Genomic DNA, 19969 nt, shown 5'->3' on the forward strand with positions numbered 1-19969 from the left:
CTAATTAATCTTCTCTATAGAGACAGGTGCATATTTATATGATGGCTCTTTAGAGTAAGGGTCGTATATAGAAAGTGTAAGATTATTTGTTTCTATATAGTGAATAGGTGCGTATAAAATATCATGAGGTAGATTTTCTGTAAGTAAAGCCCAGAATTTACTACTTCTACCGTTGATAGAGTGAACTAAAATCTCTTCTTGATTTTCAATTCCTAATTTCTCTCCTAAGCTTTTAGAGATATAGATGTATGATTTATTAGATGTAGAATCATTTACATAAGTTATCTCTTTTGTTCTAGTTTGAGTATGCCATTGTCCAACAGTTCCTCTTCCAGTGTTTAAAACATATGGAAACTCTGCATTTGTTGGAACAGGATTTTCTGTGATATCTTCAAACATGAATTTCACTTTTTTGCTAGGAGTATAGTATTCGTTATTTTCATAAAGTCTTCTCTCGTGATCAACTAAAACTTCACCTTCACGGAATGGCCATTGAACACCATATCCCTCTTCTAAAAGTTTGTAACTAACTCCAGTCATATCACAAGGAGTTCCTTTAGTAACAGCTTTCATTTTATTGAAAACTAATTCAGGAGTTTCCCATCCGTTTAGTAAATCTCCCATTCCTAAAGCTTTTCCTAAATTGTATATAACTTCGAAATCAGTGAATCTTCCCTCTGGTTTTGGTAATACTGGGTTTAGTTTAGAGATTCTTCTCTCTGTGTTGATAAGAGTTCCCTCTTTTTGAATTCCAGATACAACTGGCAAGAATAGATCTGCTAACTCTGAACTATCAGTATTAGGATATAAATCTTGAACAACAAAAAGTTCTAGCTTTTCAATCGCTTTTTGGAATTCGTAGTTGTTTATCCAAGAGTGTCTAGGGTTTGTACAAAGAATCCAAAGAGCTTTAATCTCACCAGATATTATTTTCTCTATAATAACATTGTAAGGTAGAGTTGGCTTTGTTGGGAATATAGCAGGGTCTAATCCAAGAGCTTCTCCAACAAACTTTCTTTTAGCTTCATCAGCATACTCTCCGCCACCATAAAGTCCAGTAGTGTTACTGAATAAACGAGAACCCATAGCGTTACATTGTCCAGTTATAGAGTTAGCACCAGTTCCAGGTCTTCCGATATTTCCAGTCATAACAGCTAAGTTTATTATTCCTTGAGCAGTTCTAACAGCTTGGTAACTTTGGTTGATTCCCATCGTCCACCAGAAAGAAACAGCATCTCCTTCATGGATAAGTGTTGCTAGAGTTATAAACTCCTCTTTAGTGATTCCAACAGTTTCTTCGATATCATCTATAGAGAATTTGCTTACATGGTTTTTGAAATCTTCAAAGTTTTCAGAGAAGTTTTCTATATATGAGTTATCAATCCAATTTTTTTCGATTAAGTAGTTAGCTATAGTATAGTAAAGAACAAGATCACTTTTTGGTTTTATGCAGAAGAAATAATCTGCATTTATAGCTGTTTCACTTCTTCTAATATCGATAACGATAACTTTTTTGTTTTTATTTTTTCTTACTCTATCCCAGATGATAGGGTGAGCTACAACAGGGTTAGCTCCAGTGAAAATAATTGTGTCAGAAAGTTCGAAATCATTTAAAGTATAAGGGGGAGCATCAAAACCAAAACTTTGCTTGTGAGCTACAACCGAAGTTGCCATACAAAGTCTTGTATTTCCATCTAATTGTCCACCTACGTAGTTTCTAAAAACATGACCAACTAAAGCCATCTCTTCTAAAGCAAGTTGACCAGTACTTATAGCAGCTACACTCTCTTTACCATATTTGTCTGTAATATCTTTCAATTTTTGACTAAAAAGTGAGTAAGCAGAATCCCAAGATATCTCCTCTCTTCCGTTTGGTGTTTTCAGTATAGGATTTTTTGGAAAATCATCAGAAGTAAGTTGCTTATCTAAGTTAAGCCCCTTGATACAGCTGAATCCTTTATTAACAGGATATTTTTCAGAAGGAACAACCTTTTTTATAGATTCGTTCTCCACATAAAAATCCATGTTACAAGCTAGTGAACAATAGTTGCAAGTCGTTTGAATTTTATTCATAACACATCTCCTCCTTGGTATACAAGTATTTTATCTATTATAATACTTTTAAATAAAAAAAAGTAGTGTGATTAAAGTCACACTACGATAAAAAAGCTCAAAATTTATTCTAAATCTGTTTAAACTATTGTGTTACTAGCTCTAAATCAACAGGAATGAACTCTGGAATACTTTCTTTTTTTATTATTTTATCAGCAGCATAAACACCCTCTGCACCAATTTCAGCAGGTTTTTGTGCTACAGTTGCAGCTAGTTTTCCATCTTTCACGGCTTTAACAGCATCTTCAGTCGCATCAAATCCAACTATTAAAATATCTTTATTACCAGCAGCTTCAATAGCTCTTAAAGCTCCAAGAGCCATCTCGTCGTTATGAGCGAAAACAGCACTAATTTCAGATTGTCCTTGAAGTATATTTTCCATAACATTAAGTCCCTTTGTTCTATCAAAATCAGCAGCTTGTTTAGCTACGATATCTAATTTCTCAGCAGCAGCTTTATTGAAACCCTTTCCTCTATCACGAGCAGCAGTCGTACCAGGAATTCCTTCAAGTTCAACAACTTTAACTGATTTTCCTTCTAATTTTTCAATAATAAAGTTTCCAGCTAACTCTCCACCAGCAACGTTATCAGATGCAATGTGAGCCACTACTTTTCCACCATTAGAAGCTCTATCTAAAGTTATTACAGGTACTTTACGACGGTTAGCAGCTTTAACTGATGATATAACAGCATCAGAATCTGTTGGGTTTATAAGTAAAACATCAATTTTATTTATAAGTAAATCCTCAACATTTCCTAACTCTTTAGAAGGATCGTTTTGAGAGTCTAAAACTACAATTTCATGTCCCATCTCTTTAGCAGCAGAAACAGCACCCTCTTTAAGAGTAACAAAGAAAGGATTATCTTGTGTTGAAACAACAAATCCAATTTTTGCAGCTTCTACAAGAGTAGTCATTCCTAAAACTAAAGTCATAAATCCTAAGTACCTAAATCTATTTTTCATATTCAACCACCTATTTTTTTATTTTAAATACTACTATTTTGAAGATTTTCTATCTATTAAAACTGCGATAAGAATTACAGCAGCTTTTACCATCATTTGATAGTATGATGATACATTTAAAAGATTTAAAGCATTACCTAAAACTCCGATGATAACTGCACCAAGAGCAGTTCCAGCAATTGTTCCAACTCCACCAGCTAATGATGTTCCTCCTAGAACAACAGCAGCAATAGCGTCTAATTCATAACCAGATCCAGCAGTAGGTTGAGCAGAACCAAGTCTAGATGTGATAATAACACCAGCTAATGCAGAAAGAGCTCCACAAACTCCATACACAAGAGTTTTATATTTAGAAGTGTTTACTCCTGAAAGTTTAGTTGCTTCTTCATTTCCACCAATAGCATATATATATCTACCAAATTTCAGATTGTTTAAAATGTAGTATCCAGCTATGAAAAGAGCAATCATAATATAGATAGGAATAGGAATATCAAGGATATATCCTCCTCCAATGTTATCAAAGAAATCTCCACCATCTCTAACAGGGATTGGCTTTCCATCTGTGAAAACAAGAGTTGCTCCTCTTAAAAGAGTCATAGTAACAAGAGTTACGATGAAAGGTTGAAGTTTTGCATAAGATATTAATAATCCATTAAAAATACCAAATATAGCACCAAGAACAATAGCTATAAAAATAGCTAATACAGGATTTACACCGTTAGCTATTAAACTTGCGCCCATAGCTCCAGTTAAAGCTAGAATAGAACCAACAGATAGATCGATTCCACCTGTTAAAATTACAAGAGTCATCCCGATTGCGATAACTGAATTTATAGATGTTTGTCTTAATACATTTAAAATATTTCCCATAGATAAAAATCTTGGATTTAAGAATGAAACTATTATAGAGAAAACAATTAACCCGATTAAAGGTTTATTGTTGTATATTTTTTTTAACATTATTTATTTTCAACTCCTACTGCATATCTCATTATTTTTTCTTGAGTGAATTCATCTTTTGAAAGTGTTCCACTGATTTTATGTTCATGAATAACCATGATTTTGTCGCTTAGTCCCATAACTTCAGGCATCTCTGATGAAATCATAATAATACTTAAACCTTTTGCTTTAAGTTCATTTATAACATCATAGATCTCTTTTTTAGCTCCAACATCGACTCCCCTAGTTGGCTCATCTAAAATAAGAATTTTAGGGTTTGTTAAAAGAGCTTTTGCTATAGCAACTTTTTGTTGGTTTCCACCACTTAAGTTTTTAATAATTGCATTCTCTGAAGGAGTTTTTACACTGAATTTCTCAATATATTCTTGAACAGAGTTATTTTCTAGCTTTTTATTTAATCCTAATTTTTTAGAGAAGAATTTTAAAGATGAAAGTGTCATATTTTCTTTTACACTTAATCCTAAAACTAAACCGTCTCCTTTTCTATCTTCAGAAACATAAGCGATACCGTTATTTACTCCAGATTCTGGAGAAGTTATATTAACTTCTTTTCCATCTACTAAAACTTTTCCAGACGATTTTTTATAATAACCGTATATAGTTTTTACAAGTTCACTTCTTCCAGCCCCCATAAGACCGGCAATTCCAAGAATCTCTCCTTTTCTTAAAGTGAATGATGCATTTTTAACATATTCACCACAAAGGTTTTCAACTTTTAAAACTTCATCACCAGGTGTTACAGCAACATTGGGGAACTGCTCATCTAGAGTTCTTCCAACCATGCTTTGAATGATGTAGTTCTCATCGATATCTTTAACTTCAGCTTCAGAGATAAATTTACCATCTCTTAAAACTGTGATATCATCACAGATAGCAGGAATCTCTTTCAATCTATGAGATATGTATATAATAGCTCTTCCCTCAGAAGTAAGCTCTCTTATAACGTTGAAAAGACTTTCAGTTTCTTTATCAGTTAGAGCATCAGTAGGCTCATCCATAACGATAAGTTTAGCATTTTGAGAAAGAGCTTTTGCAATCTCAATCATTTGCATCTTACCAATAGTTAAATCTTTAATAAGAGTTTTTTCACTGTCTTCAACATTTAAAAGGTCTAGTAAAGTTCTAGCTTCTCTATGCATAAGAGCCCAATCAATTTTTCCAAATCTATTAGTAAGCTCTCTTCCTAAGAAGATGTTTTCAGTTATACTCATATGTGCAATCAAATTTAACTCTTGGTGAATTATAGCTATTCCAGCTTCTTGTGAATCTTTTGTTCCTTTGAAGGCAACCTCTTTTCCTTTGAAGGAAACAGTCCCAGCATCTTTAGTGTATATACCAGTCATTATTTTCATAAGAGTGGATTTACCAGCACCATTTTCTCCCATTAAAGCCATAACTCTTCCTTTATAAGCGTTTAATGAAGCTCCATCTAAAGCTTTAACACCGGGGAAAGATTTATGTATACCTTCCATTTTTAAAATAATCTCTTTATTCATTTTAGAAAACTACTCCTGACTTTAAAATTATATTTGCATAAGGAGTACACTCTCCAGTTCTAACAATCGCTTCACTATCTTTTGTAATCTCTTTGAACTCTGTATGAGTTACAAAACTGATTTTAGGGTTCATTCCATTTTTTTGGAAAGTTTCAATAATTTCATTATAAACAGTAGGATTTATAGTTTTAATCTCTTCTGCTAAAACCATCTCTTCTACCATCATTTCACTAAGAATAGCATCAAGAGTTTTTATAAAACTTGGGAATCCAGCTTCGATAGCTAAATCGATTCTTTTAACTCCTTTTGGAAATGGAAGTCCAGCATCACAAACAGTTATGTGTGATGTGTGTCCAATTTTTGATATTTCATAAGATAATTCGCTATTTAAAAGTCTTCCTCTTTTCATTACTATTCTCCTTTAAAATTTAATACTTCTTCTAGAGTTGGTATAGAAGTTTGTGCTCCGATTCTAGTTACAGAGATTGCTGCAACACGAGTTCCTCTGTCGATTGCCTCTTCGAAAGTTAATCCAGCAGCTAATCCATTTACAAATCCACCAATGAAGCTATCTCCAGCAGCAGTTGTATCAACAGCTTTAACTTTATAAGCAGGGAAAGATTTTTTAATATCTTTACTTATAAACATACACCCTTTACTTCCTAAAGTTACGATTAACCCTTTAACACCTTTATCTAAAAGTATATGAGCAGCTTTCTCAACACTCGCTTCATCTGTTACAGATATTCCAGATAAAATCTCTAATTCAGTTTCATTTGGAATGATGTAATCAGAGTTACTGATAATTTCAGAATCTAACTCTCTAGCAGGAGCTGGATTTAAAATTGTAGTTTTCCCTAACTCTTTAGCTAATTTTAAAGAATATTTTACAGTTTCAACTGGAATCTCTAGTTGAGCAACAACTATGTCACAGTTTTTTATAGTTTCAATATGTCTATCAATATAATCATTGTCTACAGAGTAGTTTGCACCAGGAACAACAATTATTCTATTTTGTCCATTCTCTTCAACGATAATTTTTGCAATACCTGTAGCTTCATCACAATATTCAATGTTAGAAACGTCTACTCCATCATTTTTCATAGAGTTTAAAAGAATATCTCCCATACCCTCTTTTCCAATTTTTCCTAGCATAGCTACTGAGCTATTCATTTTTCCAATAGCAACAGCTTGGTTGGCTCCTTTTCCGCCAGGAATCTGCATGAATTTTTTTCCTAGAAGAGTTTCTCCACCACGAGGTGCTCTTTCGCAGATTGTAACTAAATCCATGTTAATGCTTCCAACAACAACAATTTTTTTCATTTAATATCTCCTTAAATAATATATTGAAACAATATATTGTGATTAATTAGTGTACACAATTACACCTAAAAATAGTTAATACCTTTAATGTAGCACACTAAAAAAATATTGTCAATAGCATAAAAGCTGAAACCTTGTGAAAAGTTTCAGCTTTTATGCTTCTCAATCTCCCAACTCATGATGGTTCTTATCACTACGATAAGTAAAACTAAAATTATATTTTGAAGATCTCTTAAAATTATTGTGTCAATAATATCGGCTATAATCAGAAATTGTAGACCGACTAAAATATATTTATCAAAAAAGAAAAAGAATAAAAATATACTTTTTTTACTGAAGTAAAGAAACTAAAAGATTAAAAATATAAAAGTATTGTAAAAGTGTTCAAAATACAATATAATCGTTTTATAAAAACAATAAACACGTGTTCACAACACAAAAAAGTTAAGATGAAGGTGGAGAAAAATGAAAATAAATAGTACGAAGGTAGCTCAGTTAGCAGGAGTCTCAAGAAGTACAGTTTCGAGAGTTATAAACAATTACTCAAATGTTCCTCCTGAGACAAAAGAGATAGTTTTAAAAGCTATAAAAGAGTTAGGGTATATTCCAAACAGCAGTGCTCAAGTTTTAGCAGGGAAAAAAAGTAAAACGATTGGACTTTTTATCTATGGAGATAATAGTGATAAAAATAGAATACTAGATAACGGCTTATCTTTTGGTTATTATCTTGATTTTATAAATAGAGCGTTGAAAGAATCTTTAAAGTTAGAGTATCAACTGCTAGTAGATGTGATAAATGATGACAGTTTTCATAAAGTTGAATCTCTATATATTAATAGAAGCATTGTAGGAGGAATTTTTATTGGATTTAAAGAGGATGATAAAAATCTAGAAAATCTTTTGAAGAAATTCTCACCATTGGTTTTAATAGATTATACTTTAAAGCCAAAATGTTTAAATGATGGAGTTTATTATATAAATACAGAGGATTTTACAGGAGCTTTTACAGCAACTAGACATTTAATAGAGCTTGGAAAAAGAAAAATTATTCATATCTCAGGAGACAAAGAGAAAATTTCAGGAAAAGAAAGAGAACGTGGATATTTAGAGGCTGTTCAAAACTTTGGAATAGCTCCGATGATTTATAATGGAAACTACTCTGATGAAAAGGCAACAGAGATTGTAAAAAATATTTTAAAAGAGAAAATAGAGTTTGATGCAGTATTTTGTGCAAACGATAATATGAGTTATTGTGTAAATAGGATTTTAAAAGAGAATGGAATAGATACAGTATCAATAGTTGGATTTGACAACTTAAGAAACACAATTCCACTTGGAATAATGTCTGTGGCACCAGATATAAACAGTTTAGCAAAGATGGCAGTAGAATTACTAATCAATGTAGAAAAAGATAAAACAAAAATAAATTTTGTTAAAACTAGACTTATAAAGAGTTTAGAGGAATACATAAAAGAAAGTTATCTAGATTAATTTGGAGGAAAGATGATACACATAAATAAAGAGAATAGAGAGTTTCATTTACAGGGGCTAAATGTAAGTTATATATTCAATGTTATGAAAAATGAGCAGTTAGGGAATCTGTATTTTGGAAAAAAAATAAGACACAGAGATAACTTTAAACATTTTTTCTATCAGCCAGAGGTAGGAATCGGAATAATAGCTCATCATGAGGATGATCCAGGGTTTTCACTTGAATACTATAAGCAAGAGTATCCCTCTTATGGAACGACAGATTTTAGAAAACCAGCTTTCGAGTTAGAGTCAGAGGATGGAAGTAGAGTTAGTGACTTTGTCTATAAAGGTTATAGAGTATATAAAGGAAAAGAAAAGTTAGCTGGACTGCCTTCAACTTATGTTGAGAGTGAAGATGAAGCTACAACTTTAGAGATAGAGTTAAAAGATGAGGTTTTAAATTGTAAACTATATCTGACATACACGGTTTATGAAAATAGAGATGTTATAACTAGAAACGCTAGATTCGTAAATCACGGAATAGAGAAAATTGATATAAACAGAGCTATGAGTTTTGCTCTTGATCTACCTGATTATAACTACGAGATGATACATCTATCAGGAGCTTGGGCAAGAGAGAGATTCATCAAAACTAGAAAGTTAGAAGTTGGATCACAATATATAGATAGTACTAGAGGAGCAAGCAGTGCTCATCAAAATCCATTCGTAATATTAAAGCGTCCTAATACAAATGAAGACGCTGGAGAGTGTATCGGATTCTCACTAGTTTACTCTGGTAACTTCTTAGCTCATGTTGAGGTAGATCACTTTGATGCGACAAGAGTTACTATGGGAATAAATCCATTTGACTTTAAATGGGAGTTAAAACCAGGAGAGAGCTTTATTACACCAGAAGGAATAATAGTTTACAGTGAAAGTGGAATGAACGATATGAGTAAAACTTTCCATAAGCTATTCCGTGAGAGAGTTGCTAGAGGTGAGTGGAGAGATAAAGAGAGGCCAATCTTAGTTAATAACTGGGAAGCGACATATTTTGACTTTGATGAGGATAAAATTGTATCGATGGCTTCAAAGGCGAAAGATTTAGGGTTTGAGCTTTTCGTTTTAGATGATGGATGGTTTGGAAAGAGAAATGATGATAAAACATCTTTAGGGGATTGGTTCCCGAATTTAGATAAGTTACCTAATGGAATTAAAGGTTTAGGAGAGAGAGTCGTAAATGAAGGAATAAGATTTGGTCTTTGGTTTGAACCAGAGATGATCAGTAAAAACAGTAAACTTTATGAAGAGCATCCAGATTGGATACTTGGTGTGAAAGATAGAAGATTATCTATGGGAAGAAATCAGTATATCTTAGATTTATCAAAACCAGAGGTTAGAAAGTATATTGTGGATATTTTATCAGAAAGATTCTCAGAAGCTCCAATATCTTATGTAAAGTGGGATATGAATAGAAATATGACAGAGGTTACCTATAGAGATTTACCTCATAAGTATATCTTGGGACTTTATGAAATATTAGAAGAGTTGACTACAAAGTTCCCACATATTCTATTTGAATCTTGTGCATCAGGAGGGGGAAGATTTGATGCAGGGATGCTCCACTATATGCCACAAGTTTGGACAAGTGATGACACAGATGCAATTGTGAGATTAAACATTCAGCATGGAACATCACTAGCTTATCCACTTATAAGTATGGGAGCTCATGTTTCAGATATACCAAACCACCAAACAGCTAGAAAAACTAGTTTAGAAACTAGAAATAATGTTGCAGCTTTTGGAAACTTTGGATATGAATTAGATCTTTTAAAGTTCGATGAAGAGACTGGTGCGAATGTAAGTAAATATCTAGATTTTTATAAAAACAACAGAAAGTTAATACAGTTCGGAGATTTCTATAGATTAGAAAGTCCGTTTGAGGGAAATACCGCATCTTGGATGGTTGTGGATAAGGAGAAAGCCGAGGCCTTAGTTGGACACTTCACAATCTTAGCATCACCAAATCCAGGATACAATGCAAAAGTGATATTAAAGGGGTTAAATCCAGATAAAAAATACTCGATCAATGGTGAATTCGAAGCTTATGGGGATGAGCTGATGAATGTTGGAATTGTATTTCCACAACCAGATAGATATTTTTCAAAGGATTCAGAAACACAAGATTTCAAAAGTAAAATTTTTAAGTTAAAAGAAGTTAAATAGTAATTTAAAGATATTCACGGGAGGAGTAACAATGGTTAGTTTAAAAATGAAGTTATCATACGGTTTAGGTGCTCTTGGAAAAGATTATGCTTGTGCAATAGTTTATATATTTTTAATGTATTACTTTACAGATGTTTTAGGGTTAGCTCCAGCATTTGTAGGAACACTGTTTTTAGTTGCTAGAATGTGGGATGCTGTAAACGATCCTGCTATGGGGATGCTTGTAGATAATACAAGAAGTAAGTGGGGAAAATTTAGACCTTGGATTATGATAGGAACGATTTTAAATGCTATCACAGTTGTTGGAATGTTTACAAAGCCAGAGGCTTTTGCAGGGAAAAGTTTATATATCTATATCTCAATAATGTATATACTTTGGGGAATGACTTATACAATTATGGATATACCTTTCTGGTCAATGATTCCATCTCTTTCAAGTGATAAAAAAGAGAGAGAAGAGATTGCTGTTGTTCCAAGAATATTTGCAAGTTTAGCTTGGTTATCACTAGGAAGTTTTGGATTACCACTTATTGCTTTTTTAGGAAAAGGTAACGAGGGAAGAGGGTTCTCACTATTATCTTTAGGAATAGCAGCTGTATTTATCTTAACTTCAATTATAACTGTAATGAACGTTAAAGAGCAAGTTGTGAGTAAAAAAGCTAGTGAAAAGATAAATCTTAAAGAGGCTTTTAGACTAATCTTAAAAAATGATCAATTAGTGGCGTTAATAGGAACAGTTTTAATGTTTAACTTAATGGCTCAAATATCTGGTGGAGTTGCAATATACTACTTTAAATATGCTGTTGGAATTGAAAAACTGTTCTCTGTGTTCACAGGGTTCTCTGGTCTTGCAGAGATTGGATCACTACTGATGTTCCCTATTCTTTCTACTAAAATTGGAAGAAAAAAGGTGTTCTTCTTGGCTTGTGCTCTTCCAGTAATAGGATTCTTAATGCTATTCTTCTCTGGAGTAATAGCTCCAGGAAACGCTACTTTAATAGCAATATCTGGAATTGTAGCAAAGTTAGGTTCTGGATTAACACTTGGAATTTCAACTGTAATGTTAGCAGATGTTGTTGACTATGGAGAGTTCAAATTTGGTTCGAGAAACGAAAGTGTAATCTTCTCAGTTCAAACTTTACTTGTAAAATCAGCTTCAGCTGTAAGTGGATGGTTAATTGGTATGGGTCTATCAATGGTTGGATATGTACCAAATGTAACTCAAACAGCATCAGCGATTCTAGGAATAAAATATTTAATGATAGTGTTCCCAATTTTACTTTCAATTTGTGGATATGTAATCTACAGAAAGTACTATAAATTGAATGGTGAATACTATGATGAAATTGTTGAGACAATAAGAGTGAAAAGAGAGATAGAGATTTAAAAAAAGCCCTCGGTTTTATATAAAACCGAGGGCTTTTTTCTATCCTATGAAAATAGGTGTATTTAGATTTTCTAAAAGATTTAATCCTGTTCTATTTGTTATTTTTTCCATAAAGAATGAACGGCTCAGATTTCCCATTATAATAAGGTCGTATTTGTTGCCAACAAAGTAAAAATCTTCAAGAGATTCATGTTTAGAAGAGAAAGGTATTATTTCTCCACAGTAACCCTTATTTTTTAAAAGTTCTAGCAGATGATGTTTTTCATAATGACAGTTCCAAGTCAAAATTGGGAAACAATCTGAATCTAAATTTGGAAATAGATTTAAAAAATTATATACACTTTTATTAACTTTAACACCATCATTTGAAATTATTGCTAAATTTTCAAAGTTTACAGGCTTTCCTCTTAAAACAATTATAGATCTAAATGAAATTTTTAAAAGCTCTAAAAATAGATCATTTAGATATGAACTTTGCTCTAACATTAGAAGATCAGCAGTTTTCAATAAAGTTTTAACTTCATCAACACCAACTTTTGATTGAATTAAAAGCTCAGTATTTATGTTGTGTTTTTTGAACTCAGCTTTGATTTTAGCTATAAATTCATCTTCCATACCATTTAAAACATGTGCAGCTTCTCCAGAATTTAGTAGAGATTCACTGATAGGAGCTCGATACGCTATATCTCTAATATAAACTGGTATAATTTGGAATCCAAAATGAGTTTTTAGATTTTGATAACTTTTTAAAATTAAATCCAAATTGTTTCCATTTTTAAATAATACAACTACTTTTTTCATAAGACATCCCTCCTAATATATTGAAAATTATTTTTTACCATAAAGTCTTTTTTCGATAGCATCAATAAATCTTTTTAAAACAAAGATTCTAGCATAATATTTATCATTAGCAGGTACTATATGCCAAGGAGCTACAGTCGTTGAAGTTCGAGATATCATATCCTCAATTGCAGAGTTATAATCTTTCCATTTTTCACGATTTCTCCAATCCTCCTCTGTGATTTTCCATTTTTTTTCAGGTGTATCTTCCCGCTCTTTAAAACGTTTTAGTTGCTCATCCTTAGAGATTTGCAACCAGAATTTTAAAACGATAGCTCCATCATCTGTCCACTGCTTTTCCATATCGTTTATCTCTGCATATGAACGCTTCCATTCATAGTTTGTAGCAAACTTTTCAATACGTTCAACAAGAACTCTTCCATACCAAGTTCTATCAAAGATAGAGATATGCCCATTTCTAGGAATGGCTTTCCAGAATCTCCATAAGTAGTGATGGTTTTTTTCAATAGTACTTGGTGCAGCGATAGGAATAACATCATATCCACGAGGATCCATACGCCCAACCAACCGTTTAATATTTCCACCTTTTCCAGCAGCATCCCAACCTTCGTAAGCTATGATTACAGGTATACGTCTAGTGTAAATTTCATGATGAAGATTATAAATTTTCTTTTGAAGCTTTTCTAGCTCTTTTTTATATTCTTTTTTATCTAAGGCTTTCTCTAAATTTATTTTATCTAAAGAGAATGGTTTTTTATAAGGTAAAAGAACATCATCAGGTCTAGCTTCCTTTGCATTTAATTGACTCTCTATTTTTTCAACAATAATTCTAAAAATCTCTGATTTTGCTCCGTAAATACTATCTGAAGAGATTACATTCCAACCACAGTCAAAGTTATTTGTACGTTCTAAAATATCTTCCCAAGTCCCAGCTATATTTTTATAATCGAAATTTTGTTGCCAAGCATATGGAGTTACTTTCCATGATTGAGCTGGATTTTTTTTCGCTTTTATATATCTTTTTTTCTGAGTTTTTTTAGATACATGTAGAAAGAACTTTATAATAAGCATTCCACTTCTAAGAAGAGATCGTTCTATTTTATTTATCTCTTTACATCTTCTTGTAAGGTTGCTTTCTTCTGCAAAAGCAAAGTCATACCAAGATCTATCAAAGATATGAAAATCTCCTTTTCCAGGAATATTTTCGATATAGGGTTTTAAAGGTAATGAGTTACTTTCTAAAGGGTGGTTATGACTCACAACTTTATACCCTCTTGGGTCTAAGGTAAGTAAAATGTCGTTTATAACGGCACCTTTTCCTGAAGCCTCAAGTCCTTCGAAGATAATCAGAATAGGGAGTCCCTTTTCTTTGGCCATCCTTTGCAGTTCACCAAGTTTTAATTTTAAAGGTTCGATAGTTTTTTCAAACTCTTTTCTTTTCATTTTAAGACAACTTTCATTAGTTAAAATACCCATAAAAAATCCTCCTTAAACTATTATTGATTCAACTTTTCTCTGTAATCTAAAAGATGTTTAATCATAAGATCATAACGAGCTGGAAACTTTTTGCTATTGTTTCCAAAATATTTTTGCATAATTTCTAAATCCTCTATTTTTACAAAATCTTCTAAGGTATTTATCTCTTTTTCATGAAGAAGGTTGATAATCTTTGGACTTATACCTTGAGAGAAGTTTATATTAAATTTATTGTTCAGATATTTTCTAAGAGAGGTTGAGTTGATTTCAATCTCATGAAGAGTATTCCCCTCTATTGTGGTAACAACTTTCTTTTCATATTCACTTATCTCTTTTGAGATACTTTCAAACTCTCTGTCGGCAATCTCTAAGAAACCAGCTAGAAGTTTAAAACGTCTTTTTATATCTGGTGGAAGATGACCACTAAATTTATAGTTTTTATCATGTTCAACCTCAGCCCAAGCATGTTGTAGAATTGTTCTTACTTGAATTTCAAATTTCAAATCACGAAATCTTTCAAATTCAGGTAAAATTAAGAGATTTTCAGGAAGAGTTGCCACAAGATGTATAGTTTTATATCCAACTTTATCTTCACCGAGATTATCACTTTTATCTTCACTGTTACTCTCGTCGATTGAAAAAACTGTTCTTAAATAATTTTCAACAATTTTTGTTTCACTCTCTAAGAAAGTTATAACACGCAAACCGCAAAGATCAGTTGCTAAATCGATAGAGGTATACCCTTTACGTTCTAATTTCTTTTGAAAGCTCTCACGTGTTTTAGCACGACTAGTAATTGAATGATATACAATTTTCTCTTTTTCAAAGGAGTGTTTAAGAAAACGTTCTAATCTTTTCCCCATTTTTCTGTAGAGCTCTCTATTTTTTTTATAATAATTTAAAATTTGAAGTTGATTAAAATTAATATTTTCCATAGTTCCCATCCTTTAAATAAAAATATATACTATAGTTATATCATAAAAATTAAAAAATCCTTGTTTTTTTTATTTTATAATGCTACAATAGCTCAAATAATAAATCTAGGGAGGTGTATTAAAAGTGGTAAACAAAATAGATATCAAAAAAATTAATACATCTTTAACAGCGACAATTTTATTTTGGTGGTGGCCATAGTCAGTTTGTAACCTAGAAAGAGGATACAAACTTATTTTAGCTTGGTAAAAACTAAAAAAGATTGTATCTGATAGATAAAAATGATAAAACATTTATTCCACAGGTATAGTCTGTGGATTTTTTTTATTTAAAATTTAGGAGGTGCGTGAATGAACGACAAAAGAGAGAAGTTTAGTAACAGAATTGGATTTATTTTATCATGTGTAGGAGCAGCTATAGGGCTTGGAAATATTTGGCTTTTCTCTTGGAAGCTAGGAACATATGGAGGAGGAGCATTTTTAATTCCATATTTCATATTTATGGCGTTATTTGCATATATAGGGTTAGTTGGAGAGATATCATTTGGTAGAATGATGAAAAAGGGTGTTTTAGGTGTAGGAGAGTTGATGCAAAAGAGAGGTGTTCCTCTTGCTAAAATTTTACCGATTTTACCGATAGCATCTGTAGCAGGAATATTTACATTTTATGTTATAGTTTTTGGATGGATAATAAAATATTTTGTGACATATTTGACACTTGATGTTGCAACAATAAATTTTGAACAATATTTTGGTAGTTTTGCTGGAAATGCTGAATCTATAGTTTGGCACTTTATTGCAGTATTAATTAGTATTGGAGTTATATCGTTAGGTGTTATAAAAGGTATTGAAAAGATAAATAAAGTTGTAATGCCATTGATGTTTTTAATATTTTTCGGTCTTATGATAAGATCGTTAACTCTTCCTGGAGCTATGGAGGGAGTGAAGTATCTTTTAAATCCAGATTGGGATAAACTTTTAAGTCCAGTAACTTGGGTTATGGCTTTAGGACAAGCTTTCTTCACAGTTGGTGTGAGTGGATCAGCACTTCTTGTATATGGAAGTTATTTAGATAAGGATGTAAATATATCTACAAGTGTTATTCAAACATGTATTTTAGATACTTTAGCTGCACTTATGGCAGGGTTTATAATAATACCAGCAGCTTTTGCTTTTGGATTTAACCCAGGAGCTGGTCCAAGTTTACTGTTTATAACTTTACCTGCTGTTTTTAATAATATTCCAGGTGGAAAGTTTTTAGGAATAATATTCTTTTTAAGTGTTATTTTTGCAGCGGTTTCTTCAGCTATAAATCAGTTAGAAGTTCCAGTAGAAGCAGCTATGCAAAAGTTTGGGATTTCAAGAGTTAAAGCGAGTGTTATTGTTGGATTAGGGCTTTTCTGCTTAGGACTACCACTTGATTTAGATATGAATATGTTTGGAAAATTTGCTGATTTAATGACGATATATCTAATACCTCTAGGTGCACTTTTAGTTTTAGGGTTCTATTTCTATGGTGTAAAAGCTGAGGCTATAGAGTATGAGATAGATTCTGGTTCAAATTATAAGATAGGAAAATATGTTGTTAAAATAGGAAAATATATATTTGTCCCTGGAGTTATAATAATACTGATTTTAGGTGTTTTATATGGTGGCATAGGATAGAAAGTTAAATTATAAAAAGTGGATTGAGATTTCAATCCACTTTTTCAATTTTAAATTTTTGTAAAACAGATGAAACTATGGTATATTTTAGTAAATAAGAATAACTATGAATTAATTTCAATTAGAGGGGTGAGTTTATGAAAAAAGAGGTTTTTATAAATCGATCTAAAGAGATTATAAAGTTAGCTATTCCAGCGGTTGGAGAGATGATACTCTATATGCTTATCTGGGTTTTAGATACTCTTATGGTTGGAAAGTATGGAGGGGGAACAGCTGTTTCAGCTGTGGGATTTAGCTCTGAGATTATGTATACTTTTATAAATATATTGATAGGTATGGGGCTATCGATATCTATAACATCTATAGTGGCTCGAGCTCTTGGTGGAGGAGATGAAGAAAAAGCTAAGAGTATAGCTAATCTTGGAGTGAAAATTGGTATTTTGATAGCTTTTGTTATGTTTTCTATCTTTTTTATATTTTCAAAAGAGATTTTGAGTTTGGGTGGAGCAAAAGGTGAAGTATTAGAGCTGAGCTATAAGTATATGAGAATATGTTCTATTGGATTGTTATTTAATATGATTACAAATGTTTTAAACGGCGTTTTTAGAGGAACTAAAAATACAAAAATTCCTCTTTATGCTGCTGCAATACTTAATATAGTTAATTTATCACTCGACTATGTTCTTATTTTTGGAAAATTTGGTTTTCCAGAGCTTGGGATTGCCGGGGCAGCAATAGCAACTACAACTGGAAATATACTTGCCTTTATATTTATTTTGACAAAATTAAAAGAGTTACCTTTTAAGCTGACTTTAAAAGGTAGAATTGATTATTCCAATTTAAAAGAGCTAGTAGAGTTGTCTATTCCTTCGGCTCTTAGTGAAGGAGCTTTTAGCATAGTGAGACTTTTGAGTGTAATGATGGTGATGAGGCTCGGAAGTTTGGCATTTTCAGCAAACCAAATAACAGTGACTATAGAGAGTATTTCGTTTATGCCAGGATGGGGATTTGCTATCTCGGCTGTTTCTTTAGTTGGATATAGTATAGGAAAAAAAGATTTAAAAGAAGCTCGAGAGTATGCTAATGTATCCCTGCTTTTAGCTGTTATGGTCATGGGATTTTTCTCGATAATATTTTTGATTTTTTCAAAAGATCTGATACGAATTTTTATTAAAAGTGATGAGGTTGAAATCATAGCTCTTGGAGCGACATGTTTGACAATAGCTTCAATTCAACAAATCCCGACAGCTATAGATATGGTATTATCAGCAGCCCTAAAGGGAATGGGAGATACGAAGACACCGTTTAGAATAGTATTATTTTGTAATTGGTGCATAAGATTGCCGTTGATGTACTACTTTATATATTTAAAAAAGATGCCAGTGACATACTTCTGGTGGATTACTTCACTTCAGTGGACAGTAGAAGCTGCAATTTTTGTAAAGTTTTATCGGGATAAGTTTTATAGAAATGTGATATAATATAATGAAAGATTCTTAAAGAGAGGTGGAGAATGATTAAGAAAAATTTACCTTTAGGAGTGGACGATTTTAAAGAGATAAGAGAAAATGATTTTTATTTAGTTGATAAATCTATGTTTATAGATGAGTTATTGGAAAAGAAATCTAAGGTGATTCTATTACCGAGACCGAGAAGGTTTGGTAAAACTTTGAATATGTCGATGCTAAAATATTTTTTTGATATAGAAAATAAAGAATCTAATAAAACTTTATTCAATAATTTGGCAATAACTGCCACAGATAAAATGAGATATTTTGGAGAGTATCCTGTTATATATATAAGTTTAAAAGATATAAAAGTTGATAATTGGGAGCTTTGTTTAAATAAACTCGGATTGTTACTCAAAAGCGAAGCAGCTAAACATGGTTTGAGTTTAAGTGAAGAAAGAGCAGAACAAGAAAATGCTCTGTTGACATTATCTGCAGCTCTTTATAAAAAATATGGTAAAAAAGTTATTATTTTAATAGATGAATATGATACACCCCTGGTTACAGCTCATTCAGAAGGTTATTATAATGATGCGATATTTTTCTTCCGTAATTTTTTAAGTGCGGGATTAAAAGGGAATCCGTATTTAGAGTTTTCGGTACTTACAGGAATATTGAGAATAGCAAAAGAAAGTATATTTTCAGGATTGAACAATTTAACTGTTTCGAGTCTTTTAGATAGTGATTTTAATCATTTTGGGTTGACTGAAGATGAAGTTGTAGAGCTGTTGAGATATTACGAGTTAGAGTATGAAATAGAGGATGTAAAAAAATGGTATAATGGCTATAAGTTTGGAAAAAGCTGCGTGTACAATCCGTGGTCTATAATTAATTTTGCAAGTAAAAATGAACTGAACTCATATTGGGTAAATACGAGCGATAATAGCTTAATAAAAGAGCTATTAAATAAAAATGATAGCAAAGTTTTAGATGATTTGAAAACTGTATTCAGTGGAAACGAAATAGAAGAGGTTGTAACAGAAAATATAGTTTTTTCTGATTTAGATGACGCTGATACAATATGGTCGTTAATGTTGTTTTCAGGATATTTAACATATAGCCGTACTCAAATTTCAGATATAACTGGTGCCAAAACGTATTTTTTAAAAATACCAAACTATGAAGTGAGGTCTTTTTTCAAAAATAGTTTTATAAAAGAATATAGTCATGGAAAAACAGCGATGTATTTTAAAATGTTAGAAGATTTATATAGAGGTGAGATGGAAAAATTTAAATATAAATTTAAAGATCTCTATTTATCAGCAATCAGTTATCACGATCGTACAGATAGTGAAAAATACTATCATCACTTTATGCTAGGGCTTCTTTTAACCTTAGGAGATAAATATATAATAACTTCAAACAGAGAGAGTGGATATGGGAGATATGATATCGCTTTAGAGCCAAAAGATAAAAGAAATTATGGACTTATATTTGAGTTTAAAACGAGTGATAAAAACTCTATCGAAGAAAAAGCTAAAGAAGCTTTAGCTCAAATAAATGAAAAAAAATATGATGTATCTATGAAAAATAATGGAGTGTTGAAAATCATAAAAATAGGAATGGCTTTCAGCGGAAAAGATGTCGCTATTGAGAGTCAAGTTGATTAAAGTAAAAAAGTAAAAAAGCTTAGAGGCCAGTAAAAC

Annotated in this window: 16 protein-coding genes; 6 read left to right on the forward strand and 10 right to left on the reverse strand. The window is 31.8% G+C overall.

All coding sequences use genetic code 11. From position 1 onward, the window contains the following. From Q0O83_RS03285 to Q0O83_RS11850, 7 genes are all read right to left on the reverse strand, one after another. Entirely contained in the window at nt 1–2073 is a 2073-nt protein-coding gene (locus tag Q0O83_RS03285) for a molybdopterin oxidoreductase family protein (RefSeq protein ID WP_294094163.1), read from the reverse strand. A 124-nt stretch (nt 2074–2197) separates the two neighbouring features. Next, complete coding sequence (gene rbsB / locus Q0O83_RS03290; RefSeq protein WP_294094165.1) at nt 2198–3076, reverse strand: ribose ABC transporter substrate-binding protein RbsB; 879 nt, start codon at nt 3074–3076, stop codon at nt 2198–2200. 33 nt (nt 3077–3109) lie between these two features. Then, complete coding sequence (gene rbsC / locus Q0O83_RS03295; protein ID WP_294094166.1) at nt 3110–4036, reverse strand: ribose ABC transporter permease; 927 nt, start codon at nt 4034–4036, stop codon at nt 3110–3112. Continuing rightward, on the reverse strand, nt 4036–5532 hold the full coding sequence (gene rbsA, locus Q0O83_RS03300) for a ribose ABC transporter ATP-binding protein RbsA (protein WP_294094168.1): 1497 nt from the start codon (nt 5530–5532) through the stop codon (nt 4036–4038). The genes rbsC and rbsA overlap by 1 nt, the downstream gene beginning before the upstream one ends. 1 nt (nt 5533) lies before the next feature. Continuing rightward, nucleotides 5534–5941, reverse strand: a complete 408-nt coding sequence (rbsD, locus tag Q0O83_RS03305) for a D-ribose pyranase (protein ID WP_294094169.1) — start codon at nt 5939–5941, stop codon at nt 5534–5536. Between the two features lie 2 nt (nt 5942–5943). Next, entirely contained in the window at nt 5944–6855 is a 912-nt protein-coding gene (gene rbsK / locus Q0O83_RS03310) for a ribokinase (protein ID WP_294094171.1), read from the reverse strand. 146 nt (nt 6856–7001) lie between these two features. Then, on the reverse strand, nt 7002–7178 hold the full coding sequence (locus Q0O83_RS11850; RefSeq protein ID WP_366515947.1) for a DUF1622 domain-containing protein: 177 nt from the start codon (nt 7176–7178) through the stop codon (nt 7002–7004). Nucleotides 7179–7320: 142 nt separating this feature from the next. Here Q0O83_RS11850 and Q0O83_RS03315 point away from each other — a divergent pair, with 142 nt between their 5' ends. The 3 genes from Q0O83_RS03315 to melB are packed head-to-tail and all read left to right on the forward strand — an operon-like array spanning nt 7321 to nt 11941. Further along, entirely contained in the window at nt 7321–8346 is a 1026-nt protein-coding gene (locus tag Q0O83_RS03315) for a LacI family DNA-binding transcriptional regulator (protein ID WP_294094172.1), read from the forward strand. A 12-nt stretch (nt 8347–8358) separates the two neighbouring features. Next, a complete protein-coding gene (locus Q0O83_RS03320) occupies nt 8359–10554 on the forward strand; it encodes an alpha-galactosidase (protein ID WP_294094174.1) in 2196 nt (731 codons plus the stop codon). Between the two features lie 31 nt (nt 10555–10585). Further along, entirely contained in the window at nt 10586–11941 is a 1356-nt protein-coding gene (gene melB / locus Q0O83_RS03325; protein WP_294094175.1) for a melibiose:sodium transporter MelB, read from the forward strand. Between the two features lie 39 nt (nt 11942–11980). Here melB and Q0O83_RS03330 read toward each other — a convergent pair whose 3' ends face one another. The 3 genes from Q0O83_RS03330 to Q0O83_RS03340 are packed head-to-tail and all read right to left on the reverse strand — an operon-like array spanning nt 11981 to nt 15153. Then, nucleotides 11981–12742 (reverse strand): hypothetical protein, encoded by a 762-nt coding sequence (locus Q0O83_RS03330; protein ID WP_294094176.1) that lies wholly within the window; start codon nt 12740–12742, stop codon nt 11981–11983. Nucleotides 12743–12769: 27 nt separating this feature from the next. Further along, nucleotides 12770–14218 carry a polyphosphate:AMP phosphotransferase gene (pap, locus tag Q0O83_RS03335; protein WP_294094178.1) on the reverse strand — a complete coding sequence of 483 codons (1449 nt, stop codon included), beginning with the start codon at nt 14216–14218 and terminating at the stop codon, nt 12770–12772. A gap of 20 nt (nt 14219–14238) precedes the next feature. After that, nucleotides 14239–15153 carry a hypothetical protein gene (locus Q0O83_RS03340; protein ID WP_294094179.1) on the reverse strand — a complete coding sequence of 305 codons (915 nt, stop codon included), beginning with the start codon at nt 15151–15153 and terminating at the stop codon, nt 14239–14241. A gap of 348 nt (nt 15154–15501) precedes the next feature. On the opposite strand from Q0O83_RS03340, the gene Q0O83_RS03345 reads away from it, so the two are divergent. From Q0O83_RS03345 to Q0O83_RS03355, 3 genes are all read left to right on the forward strand, one after another. After that, the gene (locus Q0O83_RS03345; RefSeq protein WP_294094181.1) at nt 15502–16815 is read left to right on the forward strand and encodes a sodium-dependent transporter; all 1314 of its coding nucleotides are present in this window, start codon (nt 15502–15504) and stop codon (nt 16813–16815) included. Nucleotides 16816–16952: 137 nt separating this feature from the next. Beyond that, nucleotides 16953–18296 carry an MATE family efflux transporter gene (locus Q0O83_RS03350; RefSeq protein WP_294094183.1) on the forward strand — a complete coding sequence of 448 codons (1344 nt, stop codon included), beginning with the start codon at nt 16953–16955 and terminating at the stop codon, nt 18294–18296. A 32-nt stretch (nt 18297–18328) separates the two neighbouring features. Continuing rightward, nucleotides 18329–19933: an AAA family ATPase gene (locus tag Q0O83_RS03355; protein WP_294094184.1), complete on the forward strand. Its 1605-nt coding sequence runs from the start codon at nt 18329–18331 to the stop codon at nt 19931–19933. Nucleotides 19934–19969 lie beyond the last annotated feature (36 nt).

Origin of the sequence: uncultured Cetobacterium sp., from assembly GCF_945952365.1 — a bacterium.
Taxonomy (GTDB): Bacteria; Fusobacteriota; Fusobacteriia; order Fusobacteriales; family Fusobacteriaceae; genus Cetobacterium_A.

What these genes read in the sequence shown, in the direction of transcription:
- pap (WP_294094178.1), bottom strand. Translation starts at nt 14,218, where the DNA reads ATGGGTATTTTAACTAATGAAAGTTGTCTTAAAATGAAAAGAAAAGAG.
- Q0O83_RS03340 (WP_294094179.1), bottom strand. Translation starts at nt 15,153, where the DNA reads ATGGAAAATATTAATTTTAATCAACTTCAAATTTTAAATTATTATAAA.
- Q0O83_RS03350 (WP_294094183.1), top strand. Translation starts at nt 16,953, where the DNA reads ATGAAAAAAGAGGTTTTTATAAATCGATCTAAAGAGATTATAAAGTTA.
- rbsD (WP_294094169.1), bottom strand. Translation starts at nt 5,941, where the DNA reads ATGAAAAGAGGAAGACTTTTAAATAGCGAATTATCTTATGAAATATCA.
- rbsC (WP_294094166.1), bottom strand. Translation starts at nt 4,036, where the DNA reads ATGTTAAAAAAAATATACAACAATAAACCTTTAATCGGGTTAATTGTT.
- Q0O83_RS03320 (WP_294094174.1), top strand. Translation starts at nt 8,359, where the DNA reads ATGATACACATAAATAAAGAGAATAGAGAGTTTCATTTACAGGGGCTA.
- Q0O83_RS03355 (WP_294094184.1), top strand. Translation starts at nt 18,329, where the DNA reads ATGATTAAGAAAAATTTACCTTTAGGAGTGGACGATTTTAAAGAGATA.
- rbsA (WP_294094168.1), bottom strand. Translation starts at nt 5,532, where the DNA reads ATGAATAAAGAGATTATTTTAAAAATGGAAGGTATACATAAATCTTTC.
- Q0O83_RS03315 (WP_294094172.1), top strand. Translation starts at nt 7,321, where the DNA reads ATGAAAATAAATAGTACGAAGGTAGCTCAGTTAGCAGGAGTCTCAAGA.
- rbsB (WP_294094165.1), bottom strand. Translation starts at nt 3,076, where the DNA reads ATGAAAAATAGATTTAGGTACTTAGGATTTATGACTTTAGTTTTAGGA.
- Q0O83_RS03345 (WP_294094181.1), top strand. Translation starts at nt 15,502, where the DNA reads ATGAACGACAAAAGAGAGAAGTTTAGTAACAGAATTGGATTTATTTTA.
- melB (WP_294094175.1), top strand. Translation starts at nt 10,586, where the DNA reads ATGGTTAGTTTAAAAATGAAGTTATCATACGGTTTAGGTGCTCTTGGA.
- Q0O83_RS03330 (WP_294094176.1), bottom strand. Translation starts at nt 12,742, where the DNA reads ATGAAAAAAGTAGTTGTATTATTTAAAAATGGAAACAATTTGGATTTA.
- Q0O83_RS03285 (WP_294094163.1), bottom strand. Translation starts at nt 2,073, where the DNA reads ATGAATAAAATTCAAACGACTTGCAACTATTGTTCACTAGCTTGTAAC.
- rbsK (WP_294094171.1), bottom strand. Translation starts at nt 6,855, where the DNA reads ATGAAAAAAATTGTTGTTGTTGGAAGCATTAACATGGATTTAGTTACA.